Genomic DNA, 20,430 nt, shown 5'->3' on the forward strand with positions numbered 1-20,430 from the left:
TCCGTGTGACAGGAAGCAGGTGCGGGGCGAGCGCGTCAGTGCGTCTGCTCCGACGGCGCGGCGGCCGGTTCGCCGGCAGTCGAGTCGCCGTTCTCGACGCGCGTTTCCGGCATCGCGAGCCAGACCAGCAGCACCGCGAGCGCACCGGCGGCGGCGAGCCCGAAGAAGCTGACCGCGTTGCCGAAGTGATCGGCGACGTAGCCGGCCACGGCCGTGCTCAGCGTCGCGCCGATTCCGGCCGACAGACCGAACAGCCCGATGCACAGGTTGTAGCGGCCCTTGCCCGCCGCGACGTCGGCCGCGATCAGCGGCAGCATCACGCCGAACACGGCCGCGCTGATGCCGTCGAGCATCTGGACCGGCACGAGCAGGTACGGGCTGCTCACGCCGGCGAACAGCAGCGCGCGCACCGGCAGCGCCGAAAAGCCGAGCAGCAGGATCGGCCGGCGTCCCCAGCGTTGCGCGGAGCGGCCGACCCACGGCGACAGCATCGCGACGATCGCCTGCGGCACGATGATGCACGCGGCGATCACGAGCTGCACGTTCTCGCCCATTCCGGCCGTCACTTCGCCGGCCGCGAGGTTGAGCATCGCCGCGTTCGACAGGTGGAACAGCACGACGCACGCGGCGAAAGTCAGCATCCGGCGATCGCGCAGCAGCTCGAGCAGCGTCTCGCGCTCCTCGCCTTCGTCGTGATCGTCGCGGTCGTCGGGCTTCGACGCATGCGGGATCACTTCATGGGTCGGCTGGATCATCGCGAGCGCGAACAGCGCGGGCAACGCGAGCACGGCGGTCAGCCAGAACACCGCGCGCGCGGAGAAATACTCGCCGGTGAGCCCCATCAGCCCCGCGGCGACCGCGCTGCCGATCGACGCCCAGCGCGCATTGCGGCCGAGCCGGTCGCCGAGGTCCGCGCGGCCGACGAGCGAGAACGAGATCGCGGCCATCGCCGGCACGAGCATGCAGCTCGCGAAGCCGTGGAACACTTCTGCCGCGATCACCGGCACGATCGTCGGGCTCGACGCGAGCAGCACCGCGGACAGGATGATCGCGGCGATCGCCCACGCGGCCGCGCCTTTCTTGTTCTTCAGTGCGTCTACGGCGGCGCCGCCCGGCACCTGGCTGACCATCGCGCTGATCGTGCCGATCGACAGCACCATGCCGATCTCGCCCTGCGTCCACTTGTGCGACGCGAGGTAGGACGCGATGAACGGACCGAAGCCGGTTTGAACGTTTGCAACGAAGAAGTTGAGCCAGTCGAGGGCCCGGAGACTGCGAACGCTGACGGAATGCTTGATCGTCATCGGGCAGCACTCGCAGACGAAGCCGGCGCGGCGGCGGAAACCGGGGGCGAGACCACGACGATCGGCTTGTCCGCCGCGTACGGCGGCGCGGCCTTGATCTGCGCGTCGTTCAGGTCGAGCTGCGGATGCAGCGCCTTGTCGCGCGTGACGAAGCGCAGCGCGCCCCAGCTCGCGGCGATCGAACGGCGCTCGGTATTGACGAGGCCGCCGAGGTCGAGCACGACGGCCTGCGGCTGCGCGGCGCGGTCGATCAGCACGTCGACCACGCGGCCGATCTTCGTCCCGTTCGAGCGCTCGACGTCGCTGTCGAGCATCGGCAGTCGCGTTGCGGGAGACGCCGCGGCCGAACCCGACAGCGGCACGGCCTTCGGCCGCGCGGCCGGCGGCAGCTCGCCCGACGGCACGTCGAGCACGATCGGCTCCTGCTTGCCGCCCGGCGTGAAGCGGAACACGTTCCACGGGAAGCTGACCTTGCGGTCGCCGACACCCATGAAGCCTTGCAGGTTGACGATCATCTCGCGCGGCTTGCCGCCCGCATCGACGACCATGTCGACCGCACGGCCGATCACCTTGCCGTTGCGGCGCGCGACTTCGCTGTCGAGCAGCGCATGGATCTGGCTGCGCTCGACCGGGCGCGTCGCGATCAGCGGCGGCGGAGGCGGGGGAGGCGGAGTCGGCGATTCGGGGCGCTGCACCGGCTTCGGCCGCGGCGCCTCTCGGTGCGGTTTTTTCGGCGCTTCCGGCTCGTCGGGCTGCACGAGCGGCGGCACGGGCGGCATCGTCAGCGGTTCGCCGGCGGCTTCCCCGACGGGCTCGACGAGCGCTTCGCTGATCGGCGCGGGCGGGTTCTGCGTCGGCAGCAGCCCGCAGCCGGACAGCAACGCGGCGGTTGCCAGCACGAGGAAGACCGTCGACGACGGGAACGACATGCGGGATGCGGGAAACGGAAGTCCGCCGCTCATTGACACTCACTCCATGGGTCGGGGGCGAGCCCGAAGGCACGCGGCTGGCGATGGATGGCGGGTGCGGGCGGCGCACCACGCGAGGTGAGAGTTTAACGTGTCTTCCTTTCAGGACCGATTTATGCGGACGATTGGGCGGGCCGACGGGACGGCGGGGAAGGCGGAGAAGGCGGAGAAGGCGGAGAAGGCGGAGAAGGCGGAGAAGGCGGAGAAGGCGGAGAAGGCGGAGAAGGCGGGGAAGGCGGGGAAGGCGGGAAGGCGGGAAGGCGCGAAGGCGGGAAGGGGCTGGCTGGCGACGAGAGCGCCGAGGCGGGGAGGCGGCAGTCGGCGCCCGTCGTGCCGGCCGGGCTCGGCAGGCAGCGCGCGGGCACCGCGCGAGTTGCGGCAGGGCCGGGGCGTCAGGCGTCCGGATACCACGCGTCGCTGAATTCGCTGACCTGGACGTCGGTCAGCTCCGGACGGGCGGCGAGCCATGCGCGCACGGCCTCGCGGTCGGCGTCGGTCGTCGTGCCGCGCGGTGCGCCGGAGATCACGTACGCGCCGATGCCTTCGTCGGCGGATGCGACGGTCAGCAGCCCGTTCGCTTCGACGAAATCGATGAACGCGTCGATCAACTGGCCGCGCTCGAGGTCGGACAGCTCGTTGCGGTATTGCGCGGTCGCGTTGAATGCGAATTCCTGGAACTCGGCGATGTGGAGTTTCTTGCGCTGGCGGCGGTTGTGGCGTTTGCTCATGGTGTGTGGTGAACGGGAAGAGGGAAAGGGGGCGGCGGGCGCCGTATCGGACGCCGCGCGGCACGGCCGGCGGCGAGCAGCGGAACGTTACATCAGCACGATATCGTACTGCTCCTGGCTCAGGTTCGACTCGACCTGCAGCGACACGGGCTTGCCGATGAAGTCGATCAGCATCGCGAGATGCTGCGATTCCTCGTCGAGGAACAGGTCGATCACCTGTTGCGCGGCGATCACGCGAAATTCGCGCGGATTGAACTGGCGCGACTCTCGCAGGATCTCGCGCAGGATGTCGTAGCAGACGGTGCGCGACGTCTTCACCTGGCCTTTGCCCTGACAGGTCGGGCACGGTTCGCACAGTACGTGCGCGAGCGATTCGCGCGTGCGCTTGCGCGTCATCTCGACGAGCCCCAACTGCGAGAAGCCGTTGACCGTCACGCGCGTGCGGTCGCGCGACAGCGCCTTCTTCAGCTCCGACAGCACCGCGTCGCGATGCTCGGCGTTCTCCATGTCGATGAAGTCGATGATGATGATCCCGCCGAGGTTGCGCAGCCGCAGTTGCCGCGCGATCGTGTGCGCGGCCTCGAGGTTGGTCTTGAAGATCGTGTCGTCGAAGTTGCGCGCGCCGACGTAGCCGCCTGTGTTCACGTCGATCGTCGTCATCGCTTCGGTCTGGTCGATCATCAGATAGCCGCCGGACTTCAGGTCGACGCGGCGCGACAGCGCACGCTGGATCTCCGTCTCGATGTTGTACAGGTCGAACAGCGGCCGCTCGCCAGTGTAGTGATGCAGCTTCGGGCTCACCGCCGGCGTGAACTCGGCCGCGAATTCCGCGAGGCGCTGGTAGGTTTCGCGCGAGTCGACCTGGATGCGCGTCGTGTCGTCGTTCGCGAAGTCGCGCAGCACCCGCTGCGCGAGGTCGAGATCCTGGTACAGCAGGCTCGTCGCCGGCATCCGCTGCGCCTGCGCGACGATCGTCGCCCAGGTCTTGCGCAGGTACGCGACGTCGGCGGCGAGTTCGTCGGAGGTCGCATCCTCGGCGATCGTGCGCACGATGTAGCCGCCTTTCTCGTCCGGCGGAATCACGGCGGTCAGCCGCGCACGCACGGCCTCGCGCTCGGCCTCGCTCTCGATCTTCTGCGAGATGCCGATGTGCGGCTCCTGCGGCAGGTACACGAGCGTGCGGCCCGCGATGCTGACCTGCGTCGACAGCCGCGCGCCCTTCGTGCCGATCGGATCCTTGATCACCTGGACCATCAGCGTCTGGCCTTCGAACACGGTCTTCTCGATCGGCTGGTGCGGTGCGCCCGACTGCGGCTCGCCGGCGAGGCGCGGATGCCAGATGTCCGCGACGTGCAGGAACGCCGCGCGTTCGAGCCCGATGTCGATGAACGCCGACTGCATGCCCGGCAGCACGCGCACGACCTTGCCGAGATAGATGTTGCCGACCCGCCCGCGCGACAGCGTGCGCTCGACGTGAAGCTCCTGCACCGCGCCTTGCTGCACGAGTGCGACCCGCGTTTCCTGCGGCGTGAGGTTGATCAGGATTTCTTCGTTCATGGTGGGATTCAGAAGGCGACGCGCGCGGCGCGCAGCAGCGCGGCAGTCTCAAAAAGGGGCAGACCCATGATACCCGAATGGGAGCCGTCGATTCGCTCGATGAATTCGGCAGCGCGCCCCTGGATCGCGTACGCGCCGGCCTTGCCGAACGGCTCGCCGGTGTCGACGTAGCGCTCGAACGCGCCGCGCGGTGCGGCGGAAAAGCGTACGGACGAGCGCGACAGCGCGGGCGGCAGCAGTTCGCCGTCGGCGCCGATCACCGCGACGGCCGTCAGCACGTCGTGTTCGCGGCCGGCGAGGCGGGTCAGCATCGCGAGTGCATCGTCGGCATCGGCCGGCTTGCCGAGGATCTTGCCGTCGATCGTCACCGTGGTGTCCGCGACGAGCACCGGCGCGGCCGGCTTGCCGCTCGCGACGAGGCGCGCACGCGCGGCTTCCGCCTTCAGGACGGTCACGCGGCGCACGTACGCGTCGGCGGCTTCGCCGGGCAGCTCGGCCTCGAGCGCCTCGGCGTCCTCGTCGGCGCGCGGCAGCAGCAGTTCGAAGCGCACGCCGATCTGCTGCAGCAACTCCTGACGGCGCGGACTTTGCGAGGCGAGGTAAAGCGTTTGGAAAAGCGGGGTCGGAAAAAGCGCGGGGGGCGTGCTGGACGGCATGGTGTCGTTATCTCGTTGAGCGCGCGGGGCGCGCGTCCCGAGGACGACGCGTCATGCGCGGTGATAGGGGTGATTCTGCGTGATGCTCCACGCCCGGTAAAGCTGTTCGGCGAGCAGCACGCGCACCATCCCGTGCGGCAGCGTCATGCTCGAGATGCGCAGCAGCAGGTCGGCGCGCGCCTTGAGTTCCGGATCGAGCCCGTCGGCGCCGCCGATCACGAACGCGACGTCACGGCCGTCCTGCTGCCAGCCGGGCAGCGCCTGCGCGAGCTGCATCGTGGTCCAGTCGCGGCCGCGCTCGTCGAGCGCGACGATGCGCGCGCCCTTCGGCAGCGCGGCCTCGATCTTCTGCCGCTCGGCCGCCATCACGCTTTCCGCGCTGCGGCCGCCCGAACGCAGTTCGGGTTTGATCTCGCGCAGCTCGATGCGCAGCTCGGGCGGCATCCGCTTCGTGTATTCGTCGAAGCCGGACGCGATCCAGCCGGGCATCTTGTGGCCGACCGCGAGGATGAAAAGCTTCATCGGAACGACTCGCGGCGGCTCAGCGGCGGCGGGCCGTCGTCTTGCGCGCCGGGCGTGCGGGGGCTTCTTCTTCGTCGTCCTCGTCGTCGCTGGCGGTCGCGACGCCGTTCGGGCCCTTGCCGCCGCCGAGCTTCATCCGCACGGGCTTGTCGCCCCAGATTTCCTCGAGGTTGTAGTACTGACGCAGCGCCGGCTGCAGGATGTGCACGATCGCGTCGCCGCAATCGACCAGCACCCATTCGCCAGTGTCTTCGCCCTCGGAGCTGACGATGTCGCCGCCGGCTTCCTTGACCTTGTCGCGCACGCTGGACGCGAGCGCCTTGGTCTGGCGGTTCGACGTGCCCGACGCGACGATCACGCGGTCGAACAGTTCGGTCAGGTGGCTGGTGTTGAACACCTTGATGTCTTGCGCCTTGATGTCTTCGAGAGCGTCGACGATCACGCGCTGCAGTTTGCGGATATCCATGGAATCAGGAATGGTAGAGACGATGTTGAAGAATATAGGCCCAGACGGCAGCCGGCACATGCTCGGCCGACGCATCGGGCATTTGCGCATGACGCGCGATGCATTCGCGCAGGTGCGCACGGATGTCGGTTGCGGCGATATCGAACGCGAGCGTCGTGTCGATCAGCAGATGGCCGGCCGGCGTGGCTTTCAGCACGTCGGCGCCGGCCTGGCGCCGCGCGATTTCCTGCGTGACGGCAGCCGGCGCGGCGCCGAGGTCGAAACCGGGGCGCGTCGACACGCACACGTGCGCGTAGTCGAACAGCGCGCGCCAGTCGCGCCACGTGTCGAGCCGCACCAGCTGGTCGGCGCCGATCAGCAGCGACAGCGATGCGGCGGGGCCGATCCGCGCGCGCCAGCGCGCGAGCGTCTCGACCGTATAGGTCGGCCCGTCGTGCTCGATCTCGTCGGTCGCGACGGTGATCGTCACACCGGGCAGCGACAGCGCGCCGGCGGCGGCGCGCGTCATCGCGAGCCGGTGCTCGGCGGCCGACACGTCGCGCTTCTGGTACGGCTGTCCGGCCGGCAGCAGCACGAGCTCGGTCAGCGCGAGCACGTCGGCGAACCGCCGCGCGAGCGCGAGATGACCGTCGTGGATCGGGTCGAACGTGCCGCCGAGCAGGCCGATGCGACGTGACTGCGGGCGCGGTTGCGGGGCGGGGCGGGCGGTGGTGTCCAGAAAAACGTGTCCTGTTCTTGAGGCGGCCGGGCGGTCAAACCCAGTCGCGCGGCACGAGGAATTCGGCGAGGCGCGCTTCCGGCGAATCCGGTTCCGGCTGCCAGTTGTAGCGCCAGTTCGCGACCGGCGGCATCGACATCAGGATCGATTCGGTGCGTCCGCCGCTTTGCAGGCCGAACAGCGTGCCGCGGTCGAACACGAGGTTGAATTCGACGTAGCGGCCGCGCCGGTAAGCCTGGAAGTCGCGCTCGCGCTCACCGTACGGCAGCGCGGCGCGGCGCTCGACGATCGGCAGGTACGCGTTCAGGAACGCGTCGCCTACGCTTTGCATCATCTCAAACGAGCGTTCGAATCCGGGCTCCGAGAAATCGTCGAAGAAGATCCCGCCGACGCCGCGCGTCTCGTTACGGTGCTTCAGGAAGAAATACTCGTCGCACCACGTCTTGAAACGCGGGTACAGCTCGGCGCCGAACGGGTCGAGCGCGTCCTTGCAGGTCTGGTGGAAATGCCGCGCGTCGTCCTCGAACGGATAAACCGGTGTCAGATCCATCCCGCCGCCGAACCAGAAGATCGGCGCCTCCCCCGGTTTCGTCGCGATCAGCATCCGCACGTTCATGTGCACGGTCGGGCAGTACGGATTGCGCGGGTGCAGCACGAGCGACACGCCGAGCGCCTCGAAGCCGCGGCCGGCCAGCTGCGGGCGCGAGGCGCTTGCCGACGGCGGCAGCGCGTCGCCTGCGACGTCGGAAAAACCGATCCCCGCGCGCTCGAACACGCGGCCGCCCTCGAGAATCCGCGTGCAGCCGCCGCCGCGCAGGCGCTCTTCGGGGCCACGCTGCCACGTATCGGTCGCGAGCGGCATGCCGTCGAGCGTGCCGAGCGCGTCGGCGATGCGTGTCTGCAGTCGCTGGAGGTACGTGCGCACGCGCGTCACGTCGTAGGTTGAATCGGTCATGTCTGAACTGGGTGGCCGCGCATGAAGCGCGGGCCGTAAAAAAGGCATCTGCCGGGCATTCTAGCGAACCCCGGCAGAGGAGCGGGCGCGCAGCGTCGCGGCGCGCCCGAAGCGATCGTCACGCGCTCTTGCGGTTCAGCGCGCGGAAACCGATGTCGCGGCGGTACTGCATGCCTTCGAAATTGATCTGGTTGATCGCATCGTACGCATGCTGCTGCGCTTCGCGCACCGAATCGGCGAGGCCGACCACGCACAGTACGCGGCCGCCCGACGTGACGAGCTTGTCGCCGTCGACGAGCGTCGTGCCCGCATGGAACGTCACCGCCTGTTCGGTCTCGGCCGGGATCCCGTTGATGCGGTCGCCCTTGCGCGGCGCGTCCGGATAGCCGTGCGCGGCCAGCACGACGCCGAGCGCGGTGCGGCGGTCCCAGTCGAGCTCGACCGTGTCGAGCGTGCCCGCGATCGCCTGTTCGACGACCTTCGAGAAATCGCTCTTCAGGCGCGCCATGATCGGCTGCGTCTCGGGGTCGCCCATCCGGCAGTTGAATTCCAGCGTGCGCGGATTGCCTTCCTTGTCGATCATCAGGCCCGCATACAGGAAGCCCGTGAAGCGGATGCCGTCCTTCTCCATCCCGCGCACGGTCGGCATGATGATTTCGCGCATCACGCGTGCGTGCATCTGCGGCGTGACGATCGGCGCGGGCGAATACGCGCCCATGCCGCCCGTGTTCGGACCGCGGTCCTCGTCGAGCAGACGCTTGTGGTCCTGGCTCGAAGCCAGCGCCAACGCGTGCTTGCCGTCGACCATCACGATGAAGCTCGCTTCCTCGCCGTCGAGGAATTCCTCGATCACGACGCGCGCGCCGGCGTCGCCGAGCTTGTTGCCCGACAGCATCATGTCGACCGCCGCGTGCGCTTCTTCCAGCGTCATCGCGACGACCACGCCCTTGCCGGCCGCGAGGCCGTCGGCCTTCACGACGATCGGCGCGCCTTTCGCGTCGATGTACGCATGCGCGGCTGCGGCGTCCGAGAAGGTTTCGTAGTCGGCGGTCGGAATGCCGTGGCGCTTCATGAACGCCTTCGCGAAATCCTTCGAGCTTTCGAGCTGCGCGGCTTCGCGCGTCGGGCCGAAGATCTTCAGGCCGCGCGCGCGGAACAGGTTGACGATGCCGGCCGCGAGCGGCGCTTCCGGCCCGACGAGCGTGAACGCGACGCCTTCGCTTTCCGCGAAATCGGCCAGCGCGTCGAGCGACGTGATGTCGACGTTCTTCAGACGCTCGTCCTGCGCCGTGCCGCCATTGCCGGGCGCGACGTAGACCATCTGGACGCGTGGCGACTGCGCGAGCTTCCACGCCAGCGCATGTTCGCGGCCGCCGGAACCGACGACGAGTAGTTTCATGGGATTCCCCGCAGACTAGAAAACAGGGCGGCCGGCACGCTCAGGCGCGCCGGCCGCGAAATCGGTCGGGCCGCCGCCGCGGCGAAGCGCACGGCGGCCGGCATGTCATTCCTCGACGATGACGGCGTTCGTATACACCTCCTGCACGTCGTCGAGATTCTCGAGCGCGTCCAGGAGCTTCTGCATCTTCACCGCATCGTCGCCGGTGAATTCGACTTCGTTCTGCGGCTTCATCGTCACTTCGGCGAGTTCGGCCTTGAAGCCCGCGGCTTCGAGCGCATCCTTCACCGCCGAGAACGCCTGCCAGTCGCACAGCACTTCGATCGAGCCGTCGTCGTTCGTGCTGACGTCGTCCGCGCCGGCTTCGAGCGCCGCTTCCATCAGCGCGTCTTCCGACGTGCCGGGCGCGAACAGGAACTGGCCGACGTGATCGAACATGAACGCGACCGAACCGTCGGTGCCCATGTTGCCGCCGAACTTCGAGAACGCGTGGCGGACTTCCGCGACCGTGCGCGTGCGGTTGTCGGTCAGCGTGTCGACGATGATCGCCGCGCCGCCGATGCCGTAGCCTTCGTAACGGATCTCTTCGTAGTTCGCGCCGTCCGCGCCGCCGACGCCGCGGTCGATCGCGCGCTTGACGTTGTCCTTCGGCATGTTCGCGTCGGCCGCCTTGTCGACCGCGAGACGCAGACGCGGGTTCGAGCTCGGGTCGCCGCCGCCGAGGCGGGCCGCGACCTGGATTTCCTTGATCAGACGGGTCCAGATCTTGCCGCGCTTCGCGTCGGCCGCTGCCTTCTTATGCTTGATGTTGGCCCATTTCGAATGACCAGCCATACCTTTCTCCGTGCCCGGGCGCGCTCGCGCGGGCGATTGTGCCAATGTGTCGTTGAATCGGCGGCCGTGTGGGCGGGCGTGATGCCGCGGGGCCGCGCGTGTCGAGTGGAACGTGATTTTATCACGCGGCGGCCGCCGTTTCGGGCCGCCGCGCATGGCCGAACGGCCGGTGCGGGCCGTTGCGGCGCGCCCGGCGCGTCCCGTCAGCCGTCAGTTCTTCGTGCCGAACAGGCGGTCGCCCGCGTCGCCGAGGCCCGGCACGATGTACGCGTGCTCGTTCAGGTGCGAGTCGAGCGACGCGACGTACAGCTTCACGTCCGGGTGCGCGTCCTGGAACACCTGCACGCCTTCGGGCGCGGCGACCAGCGCGACGAACATGATGTTCGCGGCCGGCACGTTGCGGCGCTTGAGCACGTCGACCGCATGCACGGCCGAATAGCCGGTCGCGACCATCGGGTCGCACAGGATGAAGATCCGGTCTTCGAGGTCCGGCAGGCGCACCAGGTATTCGACGGGACGGTGGTCGTCGGCGCGGTACACGCCGATGTGGCCGACGCGCGCGGACGGCACGAGGTCGAGCAGGCCATCCGACATCTCGACGCCTGCACGCAGCACCGGCACGATCGCGAGCTTCTTGCCGGCGATCACCGGCGCGTCGACTTCGACGAGCGGGGTTTCGACCCGCTTGGTCGTGATCGGCAGGTTGCGGGTGATCTCGTAGCCCATCAACAGCGTGATTTCGCGCAGCAGCTCGCGGAACGTGCGCGTGGACGTGTCCTTGTCGCGCATGTGGGTCAGCTTGTGCTGGATCAGCGGGTGATCGAGGATGAAGAGATTCGGGAAACGGCTGTCCTGTTTCATGAGGGGCGCCTTGGCGGCAAAAGAGGATCGGGGGCGGCGAGTCGCGAGGCCGGCTGCCGCTTATGGCCGCAATTTTACCAAGGCGCGCCGCGCGATCCGGATATTATCGACGTCTCACGACAATCCGCGCGCCGCGTTCGCCGCTTCGGGGCCGCTTCGGGGCCGCTTCCGGCTGCTTCCCGGCCGTTCGGGCCCGGTCGCCTGTCCGGCGACGCGGCGGGCAAGCGCCGGCGCGCGTCGCCACAAAGGAATCGACGATGGATCTCGGCATCGCAGGAAAGACCGCGCTCGTGTGCGCGGCGAGCAAGGGACTCGGGCGCGGTTGCGCGGAAGCGCTGGCCGCCGAGGGCGTGAACCTCGTGATCGTCGCGCGCACGCGCGACACGCTCGAGGAAACGGCGGAGGAGATCCGCGCCGCGTCGGACGTGTCGATCACCGCAGTCGCGTGCGACATCACGACGCCCGACGGGCGCGCGGCCGCGCTCGCCGCGTGCCCGCAGCCGGACATTCTCGTGACGAATGCCGGCGGCCCGCCGCCCGGCGACTTCCGCGATTTCTCGCACGACGACTGGATCCGCGCGCTCGACGCGAACATGCTGACGCCGATCGAGCTGATCCGCGCGACCATCGACGGGATGATCGGGCGCGGCTTCGGCCGGATCGTCAACATCACGAGTTCAGCCGTAAAGGCGCCGATCGACGTGCTCGCGCTGTCGAACGGCGCGCGCTCGGGGCTGACCGGCTTCGTCGCGGGGCTGTCGCGCAAGGTCGCGGGGCAGGGCGTGACGATCAACAACCTGCTGCCGGGGCTGTTCGACACCGACCGGATCGCGACGACGCTCGCCGCGTCGGCAAAGGCGCAGGGCGTGACGGTCGACGAGATGCGCGCGCGTCGCACGAAGGACATCCCGGCCGGGCGGCTCGGCACGCGCGCCGAGTTCGGCGCGGCCTGCGCGTTCCTGTGCAGCGTGCATGCCGGCTACATCACCGGCCAGAACTGGCTGCTCGACGGCGGCGCGTATCCGGGTACGTTCTGATGCTCCGACGCGCCGCGCCATTCACGATGACCAACACCACTGAACGACGAAGGAACCGGAGATGAGCAAACCCCGCATCGCATTGATCGCGCACGACGCGAAGAAGGACGAGATCGTCGCGCTCGCGGGCCAGTACCGCGAGACGCTCGCGCAATGCCGGCTGGTCGCGACCGGCACGACGGGCGGCCGCATCGCCGCCGCGCACGGGCTCGACGTCGAGCGCAAGCTGTCGGGGCCGCTCGGCGGCGACCTGCAGATCGGTGCGGAACTGGCGGACGGCCGCGTCGACATCGTCGTGTTCCTGCGCGACCCGATGACCGCGCAGCCGCACGACCCCGACATCACCGCGCTGGTGCGCGCGTGCGACGTGCACGACGTGCCGGTCGCGACCAACGTCGCGACCGCGCGGATGCTGCTCGACGATCTGGCGCGGAACATGCAGGACGTTTGCTAGGCGGCTATTGAAGAACGCCGCGCTTTGACGGTCGGGGGCTTCGTTTAAGAGATTGTCGTATGCGGTCGATCGCGGAGTTTCGGATGGATCGTGCCGAATGCTTCGCTGTCGAGCGAGCGGGCCGGTGCATTGCCACGCAACGGCCGGGTTCGAAGGCTTCAGCGCGCCACTCATGACGGCACCGCTTCTTGGCGTGATGGCCTGGCACACAATCGAGCTGGCGAGCGCGCTTGCGCGTTCGGCGAAGCCGTCGGCTGGCTGACTACGGCGTCGAACAAGGCACGTGCATCCGCGCGCGAGGGCCTCGATTACGGTGATTTGCTCGTTCCGCTGAACGATAGAAGGGATTCGATTCCTTGTAGCAGTTCGGGCAAGAAGGACTGATCCAGCCCGCAATACCCTGTGATGCATGCTCCCTCGGGAGCGGTTGGCTGAAAGCGCCAGTCTCCTATGATTGCCCCTCGATCGAGCATTCGTAATGTGAGTTCGAACTCCGGCTCGACGCTGGTTAAATCCGCTCGTTGCCCGGATTGAAGCTGCGTTTGGATGGATTGAATCTGTTGCCGAAATTGTCGCAACTCCTCGGGCATCACACTCCATTGCCCTTCCGCCTGAATGCCCGGTACCGTCAATTGGATTCGTACATCGATCCATTCAAGATACGGGCCTCCCGGTTCTTCGCGTCGCGCAGCAACGGGCTCCATTTGAAGCCGAAAGTCATCTGTGTCAATGATCAGCATGTGTCAATAGTACATAAAGTGGAGGATTGTCCAGTCGTTCTCTCGAACGACAACTTCCAGTGTTTTACGCTCTCGAATGAAGTTGTTCCCCTCTTCACAAAGCGGGACATCTCGATTTCATATCGAAATACACCCGCCACCTTCTGGGGGGCGGGCGTTCGCCTTCCATACTTGATCGCCAAATGGAGGATGTGAACAGGTACAAATCGACCCGGGTTTGCCATGTGCTTGGCTGTTGTCTCGGTAAACTGCAATCGTTCACCGGCAAGCCTTGCAGCCTACTGCGCAGAAGCGGGAGTATTCTGCTCGTCATCTTTGATGTGGCAGAGACCGCAGCGCGCCCGGTCGCCAATCGGGAAACGGTGTTGAAGCCGGTGCGTACGAGCTTCAATGCCGCAGAACCTATGAGAATCAAATCATACGGGTCAACGAGGGGTGTTTCTAAAGGAGCTTCCTCGATCCCGACGTATTGACCAGATACGTCAAAAACATGCCAACGTTTTTCGCGCCTTCGTGGATGAAGCCCACACACGCGCCAGACTGATCGTCGATAATGGGCCGCGCGCCACGTGGGAGCGATGGGACAGCCACAGCAAACGCTGTATCGGTAATACGTGGCGGGGCGGCTGACAGAGATTTTCCTGCGTCCGTGCCGGAATAAGTGAGCGTACTCATAGGGTGGTGAAGCGACATCTGTCGTGAATGAAAGTGCGGACAGTGTGCAAATTGCCTCTTCAGCGCCAAACGCCATCTTCGAGACGTTACGATCAGTTCGCCAGCCTATCTGCCAGCTTAAGTGAGAGGCTATGTCCGGCGTTCAGGGGGGCTGTTAACCGCACGGGTGGTTTTGTCCCAAGGCATGGGTGACCATGCCCGCCGCATTTGCCTTCAGTGCGCCTCGGTCAATGCGAACCGAGCGGAAATTCGTACGACCCAAATGTCTTGATATGAATGTGACCAAGTATGACCCCGGCCCATGCCATCCATTTCCCGCGAAAACCCTACCGAGGTGAAGGGATTGCGACGACGCGCTGCGTGAGCGCGCACGACGCGCGAGAATCCTCCGCTACGACCCGTGTTCACACGCATCGCTGTAGCGGCAATGTCGATGCATTCGCCGAACCGGATTTCCAGATTCCAGACAGAAGAGGAGCAAAACGATGCCGAAAGCAATCCGATACGACCAACCCGGCGGCCCGGACGTGATGAAGTGGGTCGATGTCGAGGTCGGCGCGCCGAAGGCGGGCGAAGTCCGGATCCGGCAACACGCGGTCGGTCTCAACTACATCGACGTGTATTTCCGCACGGGCCTGTATCCGCAGCCGCTGCCCGGCGGCCTCGGGATGGAGGCGGCGGGCGAGGTGACGGCCGTCGGCGACGGCGTGACCGCGTTCAAGGCCGGCGACCGCGTCGCCTATGTTGGCCAGCCGCCCGGTGCGTATGCGCAGGAGCGCGTGATGCCCGCCGAGCGTGTGGTGAAGCTGCCGGACGGGATCAGCTACGACGATGCGGCATCGGTGATGCTGCAGGGGCTGACCGCGCACTACCTGCTGCGCCGCACGTATCCGGTGAAGGCCGGCGACACGATCCTGATCCATGCGGCCGCCGGCGGGGTCGGCCTGCTCGTATGCCAGTGGGCGAAGGCGCTGGGCGCGACCGTGATCGGCACGGTCGGCTCCGACGAGAAGGCCGCGCTCGCGAAGTCGCACGGTTGCGACCATCCGATCGTCTACACGCGCGAGAATTTCACGCAGCGCGTGAAGGAGATCACGAACGGCGCGGGCGTGCCGGTCGTCTACGATTCGATCGGCAAGGACACCTACATCGGCTCGCTCGACTGTCTCGCGCCGCTCGGCTACTTCGTCAGCTTCGGCAATGCGTCGGGCCCGCTGCCGCCGATCGACTCGAAGGAGTTCTCGACGCGCGGCTCGCTGTTCTTCACGCGGCCGACGTTGTTCTCGTACATCGCGAAGCGTGCCGATCTCGAAGCCGCGGCCGCCGAGCTGTTCGACGTGATCCTGTCGGGCAAGGTCAAGACGAGCATCAACCAGCGGTATCCGCTCGCGGAAGTCGGCCGCGCGCATGCCGACCTCGAGGCGCGCAAGACGACCGGCTCGACGATCCTCATCCCCTGACGCATCCCGTTCGTGCCGGCACCTCGCCGGCACGTCAAGTCGCGGACGGCACCGGCGTGCCGTCCGCCCTGTCCGCCGACCCGCCGAAGCTCCGCCGCAGGTTCCGCCAGCCGTTCCTCCAATCGTTCCCGCCGCGCGCGTTTACGCGTTTTTTATACCGGCCCGATCACCTTTGACCCGCCCTTTACGCGCGTTCCCATAACGTTCCAGTCGTCCGATTTCGACGACGGAGAACAAAAATGGATGGGGTTTTCATCGGCGCACTGGTGGTTTTCACCGCGCTGATCCTCGGTTTGATCGCCGGTTGCGAGAAGCTCGCGCAATACGGCCGCGGGGGGCGCGCATGACCTGGATGCTCTGGCTGGCCGGCGCCTCGACGGCGCTGTTGTTCGCGTATCTCGTCTTTGCGCTGCTGCGCGCGGAGGACATCGAATGAACGCGAACAACGTGTTTCAGACGCTGCTGTTCATCGTCGTGCTGCTCGCCGCGGCCGTGCCGGTCGCGCGCTACCTGACGGCCGTGATGGACGGCAGCTCGCGCGCGGTGCGCGTGTTCGGGCCGCTCGAGCGCGCGCTGTACCGCATCGCCGGTGTCGATGCCGGCACCGAAATGAACTGGAAGCAATACGCGCTCGCGACGATCGCGTTCAATGCGCTCGGCGCGCTGTTCCTCTACGGCCTGCTGCGGCTGCAGGGCCTGCTGCCGGGCAACCCGCAGCAGTTCGGCGCGATGACCGTCGACGGCGCGTTCAACACGGCCGTCAGCTTCGTCACCAATACGAACTGGCAGGACTACACGCCCGAGCAGACCGTCAGCTACCTGACGCAGATGCTGGGCCTGACCGTGCAGAACTTCCTGTCGGCCGCGACCGGCATCGTCGTCGTGATCGCGCTGATCCGCGGCTTCGCGCGCCACACCGCGCAGACGATCGGCAATTTCTGGGTCGACCTCACGCGTGTGACGCTGTACGTGCTGGTGCCGATGTCGGTCGTGATCGCCGCGCTGCTGATGAGCCAGGGCGTGATCCAGAACATGAAGGCTTACCAGGACGTGCCGGTGCTGCAGGCGAGCACGTACGCGGCGCCGAAGCTCGACGCGCAAGGCAGCCCGGTGAAGGACGACAAGGGCAATCCGGTCACGGTGCCGACCCCGCTCGTGAAGCAGACGCTCGCGATGGGCCCGGTCGCATCGCAGGAAGCGATCAAGATGCTCGGCACCAACGGCGGCGGCTTCTTCAACGCGAACTCCGCGCATCCGTACGAGAACCCGACGCCGTTCGCGAACTTCGTGCAGATCTTCGCGATCCTGATCATTCCGGCCGCGCTGTGCCTGGTGTTCGGCCGGATGATCGGCGACCGGCGGCAGGGTATCGCGGTGCTCGCGGCGATGACGGTCGCGTTCGCGATCGCGGTCGGCGTCGAGATCGGCGCCGAGCAGGGCGGCAACCCGACGCTCGCCGCGCTTCACGTCGACCAGTCGGCGAACGCGCTGCAGCCGGGCGGCAACATGGAAGGCAAAGAGACGCGCTTCGGGATCGCGCAGACCGGCATCTTCACGGTCGCGACGACGGCCGCGTCGTGCGGCGCGGTCGACACGATGCACGACTCGCTGACGCCGCTCGGCGGCCTCGTGCCGATGCTGCTGATGCAGCTTGGAGAAGTGGTCTACGGCGGCGTCGGCTCCGGCTTGTACGGGATGCTCGTGTTCGCGCTGCTCGCGGTGTTCGTCGCCGGCCTGATGATCGGCCGCACGCCCGAGTACGTCGGCAAGAAGATCGAGTCGTACGAGATGAAGATGGTGTCGATCGTCGTGCTGCTCACGCCGCTGCTCGTGCTGGCCGGCACGTCGATCGCGGTGCTCGCCGCCGCCGGCAAGGCAGGCATCGCGAACCCGGGCCCGCACGGCTTCTCGGAAATCCTCTACGCGTTCAGCTCGGCCGCGAACAACAACGGCAGCGCGTTCGCGGGCCTGACGGTCGGCACGCCGTTCTACAACTGGACGACCGCGATCGCGATGTGGTTCGGCCGCTTCGGCACGATCGTGCCGGTGCTGGCGATCGCCGGCTCGCTCGCCGCGAAGAAGCGCATCGCGGTGACGGGCGGCACGCTGCCGACGCATGGGCCGCTGTTCGTCGTGCTGCTGCTCGGCACCGTGCTGCTGGTGGGTGCGCTGACCTACGTGCCGGCGCTCGCGCTCGGCCCCGGCGTCGAGCATCTGATGATGTGGCTGGGCGCATGATGCGCCCGCATGGCGACACCTTGAAAAAGTTGAAGAGATCGCAATGACTCAACATTCCGCAACACGGTCCATGTTCGATCCGGCGCTCGTGCGCCCGGCGATCGTGGATGCGTTCAAGAAACTCGCGCCGCGCACGCAGTTGCGCAACCCGGTGATGTTCTGCGTGTACGTCGGCAGCATCCTCACCACGATCCTGTGGATCGCGGCACTCGCCGGCCAGGCCGACGCGCCGGCCGGCTTCATCGTCGCGATCGCGCTGTGGCTGTGGTTCACCGTGCTGTTCGCGAACTTCGCCGAAGCACTCGCCGAAGGGCGTTCGAAGGCGCAAGCCGCGTCGCTGCGCAGCGCGAAGAAGGACGTGATGGCGAAGAAGCTGAACGAGCCGCACCCGAAGTCGCCGATCCGCATCACGACCGCGTCCGACCTGCGCAAAGGCGATGTCGTGCTGGTCGAGGCCGGCGACGTGATCCCGGCCGACGGCGAGGTGATCGACGGCGTCGCGTCGGTCGACGAATCGGCGATCACCGGCGAATCCGCGCCGGTGATCCGCGAGTCGGGCGGCGACTTCTCGTCGGTGACGGGCGGCACGCGCGTGCTGTCCGACTGGATCGTCGTCAACGTCACCGCGAACCCCGGCGAGGCGTTTCTCGACCGCATGATCGCGATGGTCGAAGGCGCGAAGCGCAAGAAGACGCCGAACGAGGTCGCGCTGACGATCCTGCTCGTCGCGCTGACGATCGTGATGCTGCTCGCGACCGCGACGCTGCTGCCGTTCTCGATGTTCTCCGTCGACGCGATGAAGTCCGGCCACGTGGTGACGATCACCGCGCTCGTCGCGCTGCTCGTGTGCCTGATCCCGACGACGATCGGCGGGCTGCTTTCGGCGATCGGCGTGGCCGGGATGAGCCGGATGATGCAGGCGAACGTGATCGCGACGTCGGGCCGCGCGGTGGAGGCGGCTGGCGACGTCGACGTGCTGCTGCTCGACAAGACCGGCACGATCACGCTCGGCAACCGTCAGGCGTCGATGTTCGTCCCCGCGCCGGGCGTCACCGAGGAAGCGCTCGCGGACGCCGCGCAGCTGTCGTCGCTCGCCGACGAAACGCCGGAAGGCCGCAGCATCGTCGTGCTCGCGAAGGAGCGCTTCAACATCCGTCAGCGCGACATGGCGCACCTGCACGCGACGTTCGTCGGCTTTTCCGCGCAGACGCGGATGAGCGGCGTCGATCTGCCCGGCCGCGACATCCGCAAGGGCGCGGCCGACGCGATTCGCCGCTACGTCGAAACGCACGGCAGCCGCTTTCCGGAAGAAGTGCGCCGCGCGGTGGACGACGTCGCGCGCCGCGGCAGCACGCCGCTGGTGGTGGCCGACCTGCAGGACGGCGTCGCGCGCGTGCTCGGCGTGATCGAGCTGAAGGACATCGTGAAGGGCGGCATCAAGGAGCGCTTCGCGGAGCTGCGCAAGATGGGCATCAAGACCGTGATGGTGACGGGCGACAACCGGCTGACGGCCGCGGCCATCGCGGCGGAAGCCGGCGTCGACGACTTCCTCGCGGAAGCGACGCCGGAAACCAAGCTCGCGACGATTCGCGAGCACCAGGCGGCCGGGCGGCTCGTCGCGATGACGGGCGACGGCACCAACGACGCGCCGGCGCTCGCGCAGGCCGACGTCGCGGTCGCGATGAACACCGGCACGCAGGCGGCGAAGGAAGCCGGCAACATGGTCGACCTCGACTCGAACCCGACGAAGCTGATCGAGATCGTCGAGATCGGCAAGCAGATGCTGATGACGCGCGGCTCGCTGACGACGTTCTCGATCGCGAACGACATCGCGAAGTATTTCGCGATCATTCCGGCCGCGTTCGTGACGACGTATCCGCAGCTGAAGGTGCTCGACATCATGCATCTGACGTCGCCGGCGTCGGCGATCCTGTCTGCGGTGATCTTCAACGCGCTGATCATCGTCGCGCTGATCCCGCTCGCGCTGAAGGGCGTCACGTACCGGCCGCTCGGCGCCGCGTCGCTGCTGCGCCGCAACCTGCTGGTGTACGGCCTCGGCGGCGTGCTGCTGCCGTTCCCGTTCATCAAGCTGATCGACATGACGCTCGCCGCGCTCGGCTGGGCCTGAACCGGCCGCTATTGAAGGAACCACCACCATGAAAACGTTGATTCGCCCGCTCGTCGTGATCTTCGTCGTGCTGACCGCCGTGACGGGGCTCGCGTACCCGGCCGTGATGACCGTGTTCGGCCAGGCCGTCTTCCCGTCGCAGGCGAACGGCAGCCTGATCGAGCACGACGGCAAGGTCGTCGGCTCCGCACTGATCGGCCAGCCGTTCGACGCGCCGAAGTACTTCTGGGGCCGGCTGTCGGCCACGTCGCCGATGCCGTACAACGCGACCGGCTCCGGCGGCTCGAACCTCGGCCCGCTGAACCCGTCGCTCGCCGACCAGGTGAAGGCGCGCATCGCCGCGCTGCGCGACGCGGGCACCGACCTGTCGAAGCCCGTGCCGATCGATCTCGTGACCGCGTCGGCGAGCGGCCTCGACCCGGAGATCACGCCGGCCGCGGCCGCGTACCAGGTCGAGCGCGTCGCGAAGGCGTGCAAGCTCACGGCGGACGCGGTCGCGCAGCTCGTCGCCGCGAACACGACGGGCCGCCAGTTCGGCGTGCTCGGCGAGCCGCGCGTGAACGTGCTGAAGCTGAACCTTGCGCTCGACGCGGCGCAGGCCGCGCACTGAGCGCGGTGCCTCGCGGCGCGGCGCGGCAGTCTGCGCGCCGCGCCGGCATTGACCGACGGCGCATGCGCCGTCTTTGCCTTTTGCAGCGATTTGGAACCACAATGCGTGTATCCCGCGCGC

The 20,430-nt window shown here is 67.4% G+C and carries 20 protein-coding genes; 7 read left to right on the plus strand and 13 right to left on the minus strand.

Annotated features, from left to right (window positions below; all coding sequences use genetic code 11):
* Window positions 1-35: 35 nt before the first annotated feature.
* The 12 genes from BSE24067_RS26050 to upp form a co-directional block, all read right to left on the minus strand.
* Complete coding sequence (locus tag BSE24067_RS26050) at window positions 36-1,304, minus strand: MFS transporter (protein WP_151064749.1); 1,269 nt, start codon at window positions 1,302-1,304, stop codon at window positions 36-38.
* Window positions 1,301-2,266: a PRC-barrel domain-containing protein gene (locus tag BSE24067_RS26055; protein ID WP_151064748.1), complete on the minus strand. Its 966-nt coding sequence runs from the start codon at window positions 2,264-2,266 to the stop codon at window positions 1,301-1,303. Before BSE24067_RS26055 ends, BSE24067_RS26050 begins: the two co-directional genes overlap by 4 nt.
* A 398-nt stretch (window positions 2,267-2,664) precedes the next feature.
* Window positions 2,665-3,000, minus strand: coding sequence for a YggL 50S ribosome-binding family protein (locus BSE24067_RS26060; RefSeq protein WP_151064747.1), 336 nt, complete (start codon window positions 2,998-3,000; stop codon window positions 2,665-2,667).
* Between the two features lie 87 nt (window positions 3,001-3,087).
* On the minus strand, window positions 3,088-4,557 hold the full coding sequence (gene rng / locus BSE24067_RS26065) for a ribonuclease G (protein ID WP_151064746.1): 1,470 nt from the start codon (window positions 4,555-4,557) through the stop codon (window positions 3,088-3,090).
* A gap of 8 nt (window positions 4,558-4,565) precedes the next feature.
* On the minus strand, window positions 4,566-5,213 hold the full coding sequence (locus BSE24067_RS26070) for a Maf family protein (RefSeq protein ID WP_151064745.1): 648 nt from the start codon (window positions 5,211-5,213) through the stop codon (window positions 4,566-4,568).
* Between the two features lie 51 nt (window positions 5,214-5,264).
* A complete protein-coding gene (gene rlmH, locus BSE24067_RS26075; protein ID WP_044844705.1) occupies window positions 5,265-5,735 on the minus strand; it encodes a 23S rRNA (pseudouridine(1915)-N(3))-methyltransferase RlmH in 471 nt (156 codons plus the stop codon).
* Between the two features lie 19 nt (window positions 5,736-5,754).
* A complete protein-coding gene (gene rsfS, locus BSE24067_RS26080; RefSeq protein ID WP_151064744.1) occupies window positions 5,755-6,201 on the minus strand; it encodes a ribosome silencing factor in 447 nt (148 codons plus the stop codon).
* A 4-nt stretch (window positions 6,202-6,205) separates the two neighbouring features.
* Complete coding sequence (locus BSE24067_RS26085; protein WP_151064743.1) at window positions 6,206-6,919, minus strand: nicotinate-nucleotide adenylyltransferase; 714 nt, start codon at window positions 6,917-6,919, stop codon at window positions 6,206-6,208.
* A gap of 34 nt (window positions 6,920-6,953) precedes the next feature.
* On the minus strand, window positions 6,954-7,874 hold the full coding sequence (hemF, locus tag BSE24067_RS26090) for an oxygen-dependent coproporphyrinogen oxidase (protein ID WP_151064742.1): 921 nt from the start codon (window positions 7,872-7,874) through the stop codon (window positions 6,954-6,956).
* 118 nt (window positions 7,875-7,992) lie between these two features.
* On the minus strand, window positions 7,993-9,273 hold the full coding sequence (gene purD / locus BSE24067_RS26095) for a phosphoribosylamine--glycine ligase (protein ID WP_151064741.1): 1,281 nt from the start codon (window positions 9,271-9,273) through the stop codon (window positions 7,993-7,995).
* A gap of 105 nt (window positions 9,274-9,378) precedes the next feature.
* Window positions 9,379-10,107, minus strand: a complete 729-nt coding sequence (locus tag BSE24067_RS26100; protein WP_151064740.1) for a YebC/PmpR family DNA-binding transcriptional regulator — start codon at window positions 10,105-10,107, stop codon at window positions 9,379-9,381.
* 210 nt (window positions 10,108-10,317) lie between these two features.
* Entirely contained in the window at window positions 10,318-10,968 is a 651-nt protein-coding gene (gene upp, locus BSE24067_RS26105; RefSeq protein ID WP_151064739.1) for a uracil phosphoribosyltransferase, read from the minus strand.
* A gap of 257 nt (window positions 10,969-11,225) precedes the next feature.
* Here upp and BSE24067_RS26110 point away from each other — a divergent pair, with 257 nt between their 5' ends.
* Both BSE24067_RS26110 and BSE24067_RS26115 read left to right on the plus strand, forming a co-directional pair.
* A complete protein-coding gene (locus BSE24067_RS26110) occupies window positions 11,226-12,005 on the plus strand; it encodes an SDR family oxidoreductase (protein ID WP_151064738.1) in 780 nt (259 codons plus the stop codon).
* A gap of 61 nt (window positions 12,006-12,066) precedes the next feature.
* The gene (locus BSE24067_RS26115; protein ID WP_034208002.1) at window positions 12,067-12,459 is read left to right on the plus strand and encodes a methylglyoxal synthase; all 393 of its coding nucleotides are present in this window, start codon (window positions 12,067-12,069) and stop codon (window positions 12,457-12,459) included.
* A gap of 308 nt (window positions 12,460-12,767) precedes the next feature.
* On the opposite strand, the gene BSE24067_RS26120 is transcribed toward BSE24067_RS26115, so the two are convergent.
* Entirely contained in the window at window positions 12,768-13,199 is a 432-nt protein-coding gene (locus tag BSE24067_RS26120) for a WapI family immunity protein (RefSeq protein WP_151064737.1), read from the minus strand.
* Window positions 13,200-14,359: 1,160 nt separating this feature from the next.
* On the opposite strand from BSE24067_RS26120, the gene BSE24067_RS26125 reads away from it, so the two are divergent.
* The 5 genes from BSE24067_RS26125 (at window position 14,360) to kdpC (ending at window position 20,310) form a co-directional block, all read left to right on the plus strand.
* Complete coding sequence (locus BSE24067_RS26125) at window positions 14,360-15,334, plus strand: quinone oxidoreductase family protein (protein ID WP_151064736.1); 975 nt, start codon at window positions 14,360-14,362, stop codon at window positions 15,332-15,334.
* Between the two features lie 343 nt (window positions 15,335-15,677).
* A complete protein-coding gene (gene kdpF / locus BSE24067_RS26130; protein ID WP_006752209.1) occupies window positions 15,678-15,770 on the plus strand; it encodes a K(+)-transporting ATPase subunit F in 93 nt (30 codons plus the stop codon).
* Entirely contained in the window at window positions 15,767-17,572 is a 1,806-nt protein-coding gene (kdpA, locus tag BSE24067_RS26135) for a potassium-transporting ATPase subunit KdpA (RefSeq protein ID WP_151064735.1), read from the plus strand. Before kdpF ends, kdpA begins: the two co-directional genes overlap by 4 nt.
* Before the next feature lie 43 nt (window positions 17,573-17,615).
* A complete protein-coding gene (gene kdpB / locus BSE24067_RS26140; protein WP_151064734.1) occupies window positions 17,616-19,700 on the plus strand; it encodes a potassium-transporting ATPase subunit KdpB in 2,085 nt (694 codons plus the stop codon).
* Window positions 19,701-19,728: 28 nt separating this feature from the next.
* Window positions 19,729-20,310 (plus strand): potassium-transporting ATPase subunit KdpC, encoded by a 582-nt coding sequence (kdpC, locus tag BSE24067_RS26145; protein ID WP_151064733.1) that lies wholly within the window; start codon window positions 19,729-19,731, stop codon window positions 20,308-20,310.
* The last annotated feature ends 120 nt before the right edge of the window (window positions 20,311-20,430 follow it).

The organism is Burkholderia latens (assembly GCF_902499045.1).
Taxonomy (GTDB): domain Bacteria; phylum Pseudomonadota; class Gammaproteobacteria; order Burkholderiales; family Burkholderiaceae; genus Burkholderia; species Burkholderia latens.

Bases quoted from the DNA above. Each gene is read 5' to 3' on its own strand.
- BSE24067_RS26115 (WP_034208002.1), top strand. From the start codon at position 12,067: ATGAGCAAACCCCGCATCGCATTGATCGCGCACGACGCGAAGAAGGAC.
- BSE24067_RS26050 (WP_151064749.1), bottom strand. From the start codon at position 1,304: ATGACGATCAAGCATTCCGTCAGCGTTCGCAGTCTCCGGGCCCTCGAC.
- rsfS (WP_151064744.1), bottom strand. From the start codon at position 6,201: ATGGATATCCGCAAACTGCAGCGCGTGATCGTCGACGCTCTCGAAGAC.
- kdpF (WP_006752209.1), top strand. From the start codon at position 15,678: ATGACCTGGATGCTCTGGCTGGCCGGCGCCTCGACGGCGCTGTTGTTC.
- BSE24067_RS26060 (WP_151064747.1), bottom strand. From the start codon at position 3,000: ATGAGCAAACGCCACAACCGCCGCCAGCGCAAGAAACTCCACATCGCC.
- BSE24067_RS26125 (WP_151064736.1), top strand. From the start codon at position 14,360: ATGCCGAAAGCAATCCGATACGACCAACCCGGCGGCCCGGACGTGATG.
- BSE24067_RS26110 (WP_151064738.1), top strand. From the start codon at position 11,226: ATGGATCTCGGCATCGCAGGAAAGACCGCGCTCGTGTGCGCGGCGAGC.
- rlmH (WP_044844705.1), bottom strand. From the start codon at position 5,735: ATGAAGCTTTTCATCCTCGCGGTCGGCCACAAGATGCCCGGCTGGATC.
- kdpA (WP_151064735.1), top strand. From the start codon at position 15,767: ATGAACGCGAACAACGTGTTTCAGACGCTGCTGTTCATCGTCGTGCTG.
- hemF (WP_151064742.1), bottom strand. From the start codon at position 7,874: ATGACCGATTCAACCTACGACGTGACGCGCGTGCGCACGTACCTCCAG.
- kdpB (WP_151064734.1), top strand. From the start codon at position 17,616: ATGACTCAACATTCCGCAACACGGTCCATGTTCGATCCGGCGCTCGTG.
- BSE24067_RS26055 (WP_151064748.1), bottom strand. From the start codon at position 2,266: ATGAGCGGCGGACTTCCGTTTCCCGCATCCCGCATGTCGTTCCCGTCG.
- kdpC (WP_151064733.1), top strand. From the start codon at position 19,729: ATGAAAACGTTGATTCGCCCGCTCGTCGTGATCTTCGTCGTGCTGACC.
- BSE24067_RS26120 (WP_151064737.1), bottom strand. From the start codon at position 13,199: ATGCTGATCATTGACACAGATGACTTTCGGCTTCAAATGGAGCCCGTT.
- purD (WP_151064741.1), bottom strand. From the start codon at position 9,273: ATGAAACTACTCGTCGTCGGTTCCGGCGGCCGCGAACATGCGCTGGCG.
- upp (WP_151064739.1), bottom strand. From the start codon at position 10,968: ATGAAACAGGACAGCCGTTTCCCGAATCTCTTCATCCTCGATCACCCG.
- rng (WP_151064746.1), bottom strand. From the start codon at position 4,557: ATGAACGAAGAAATCCTGATCAACCTCACGCCGCAGGAAACGCGGGTC.
- BSE24067_RS26070 (WP_151064745.1), bottom strand. From the start codon at position 5,213: ATGCCGTCCAGCACGCCCCCCGCGCTTTTTCCGACCCCGCTTTTCCAA.
- BSE24067_RS26100 (WP_151064740.1), bottom strand. From the start codon at position 10,107: ATGGCTGGTCATTCGAAATGGGCCAACATCAAGCATAAGAAGGCAGCG.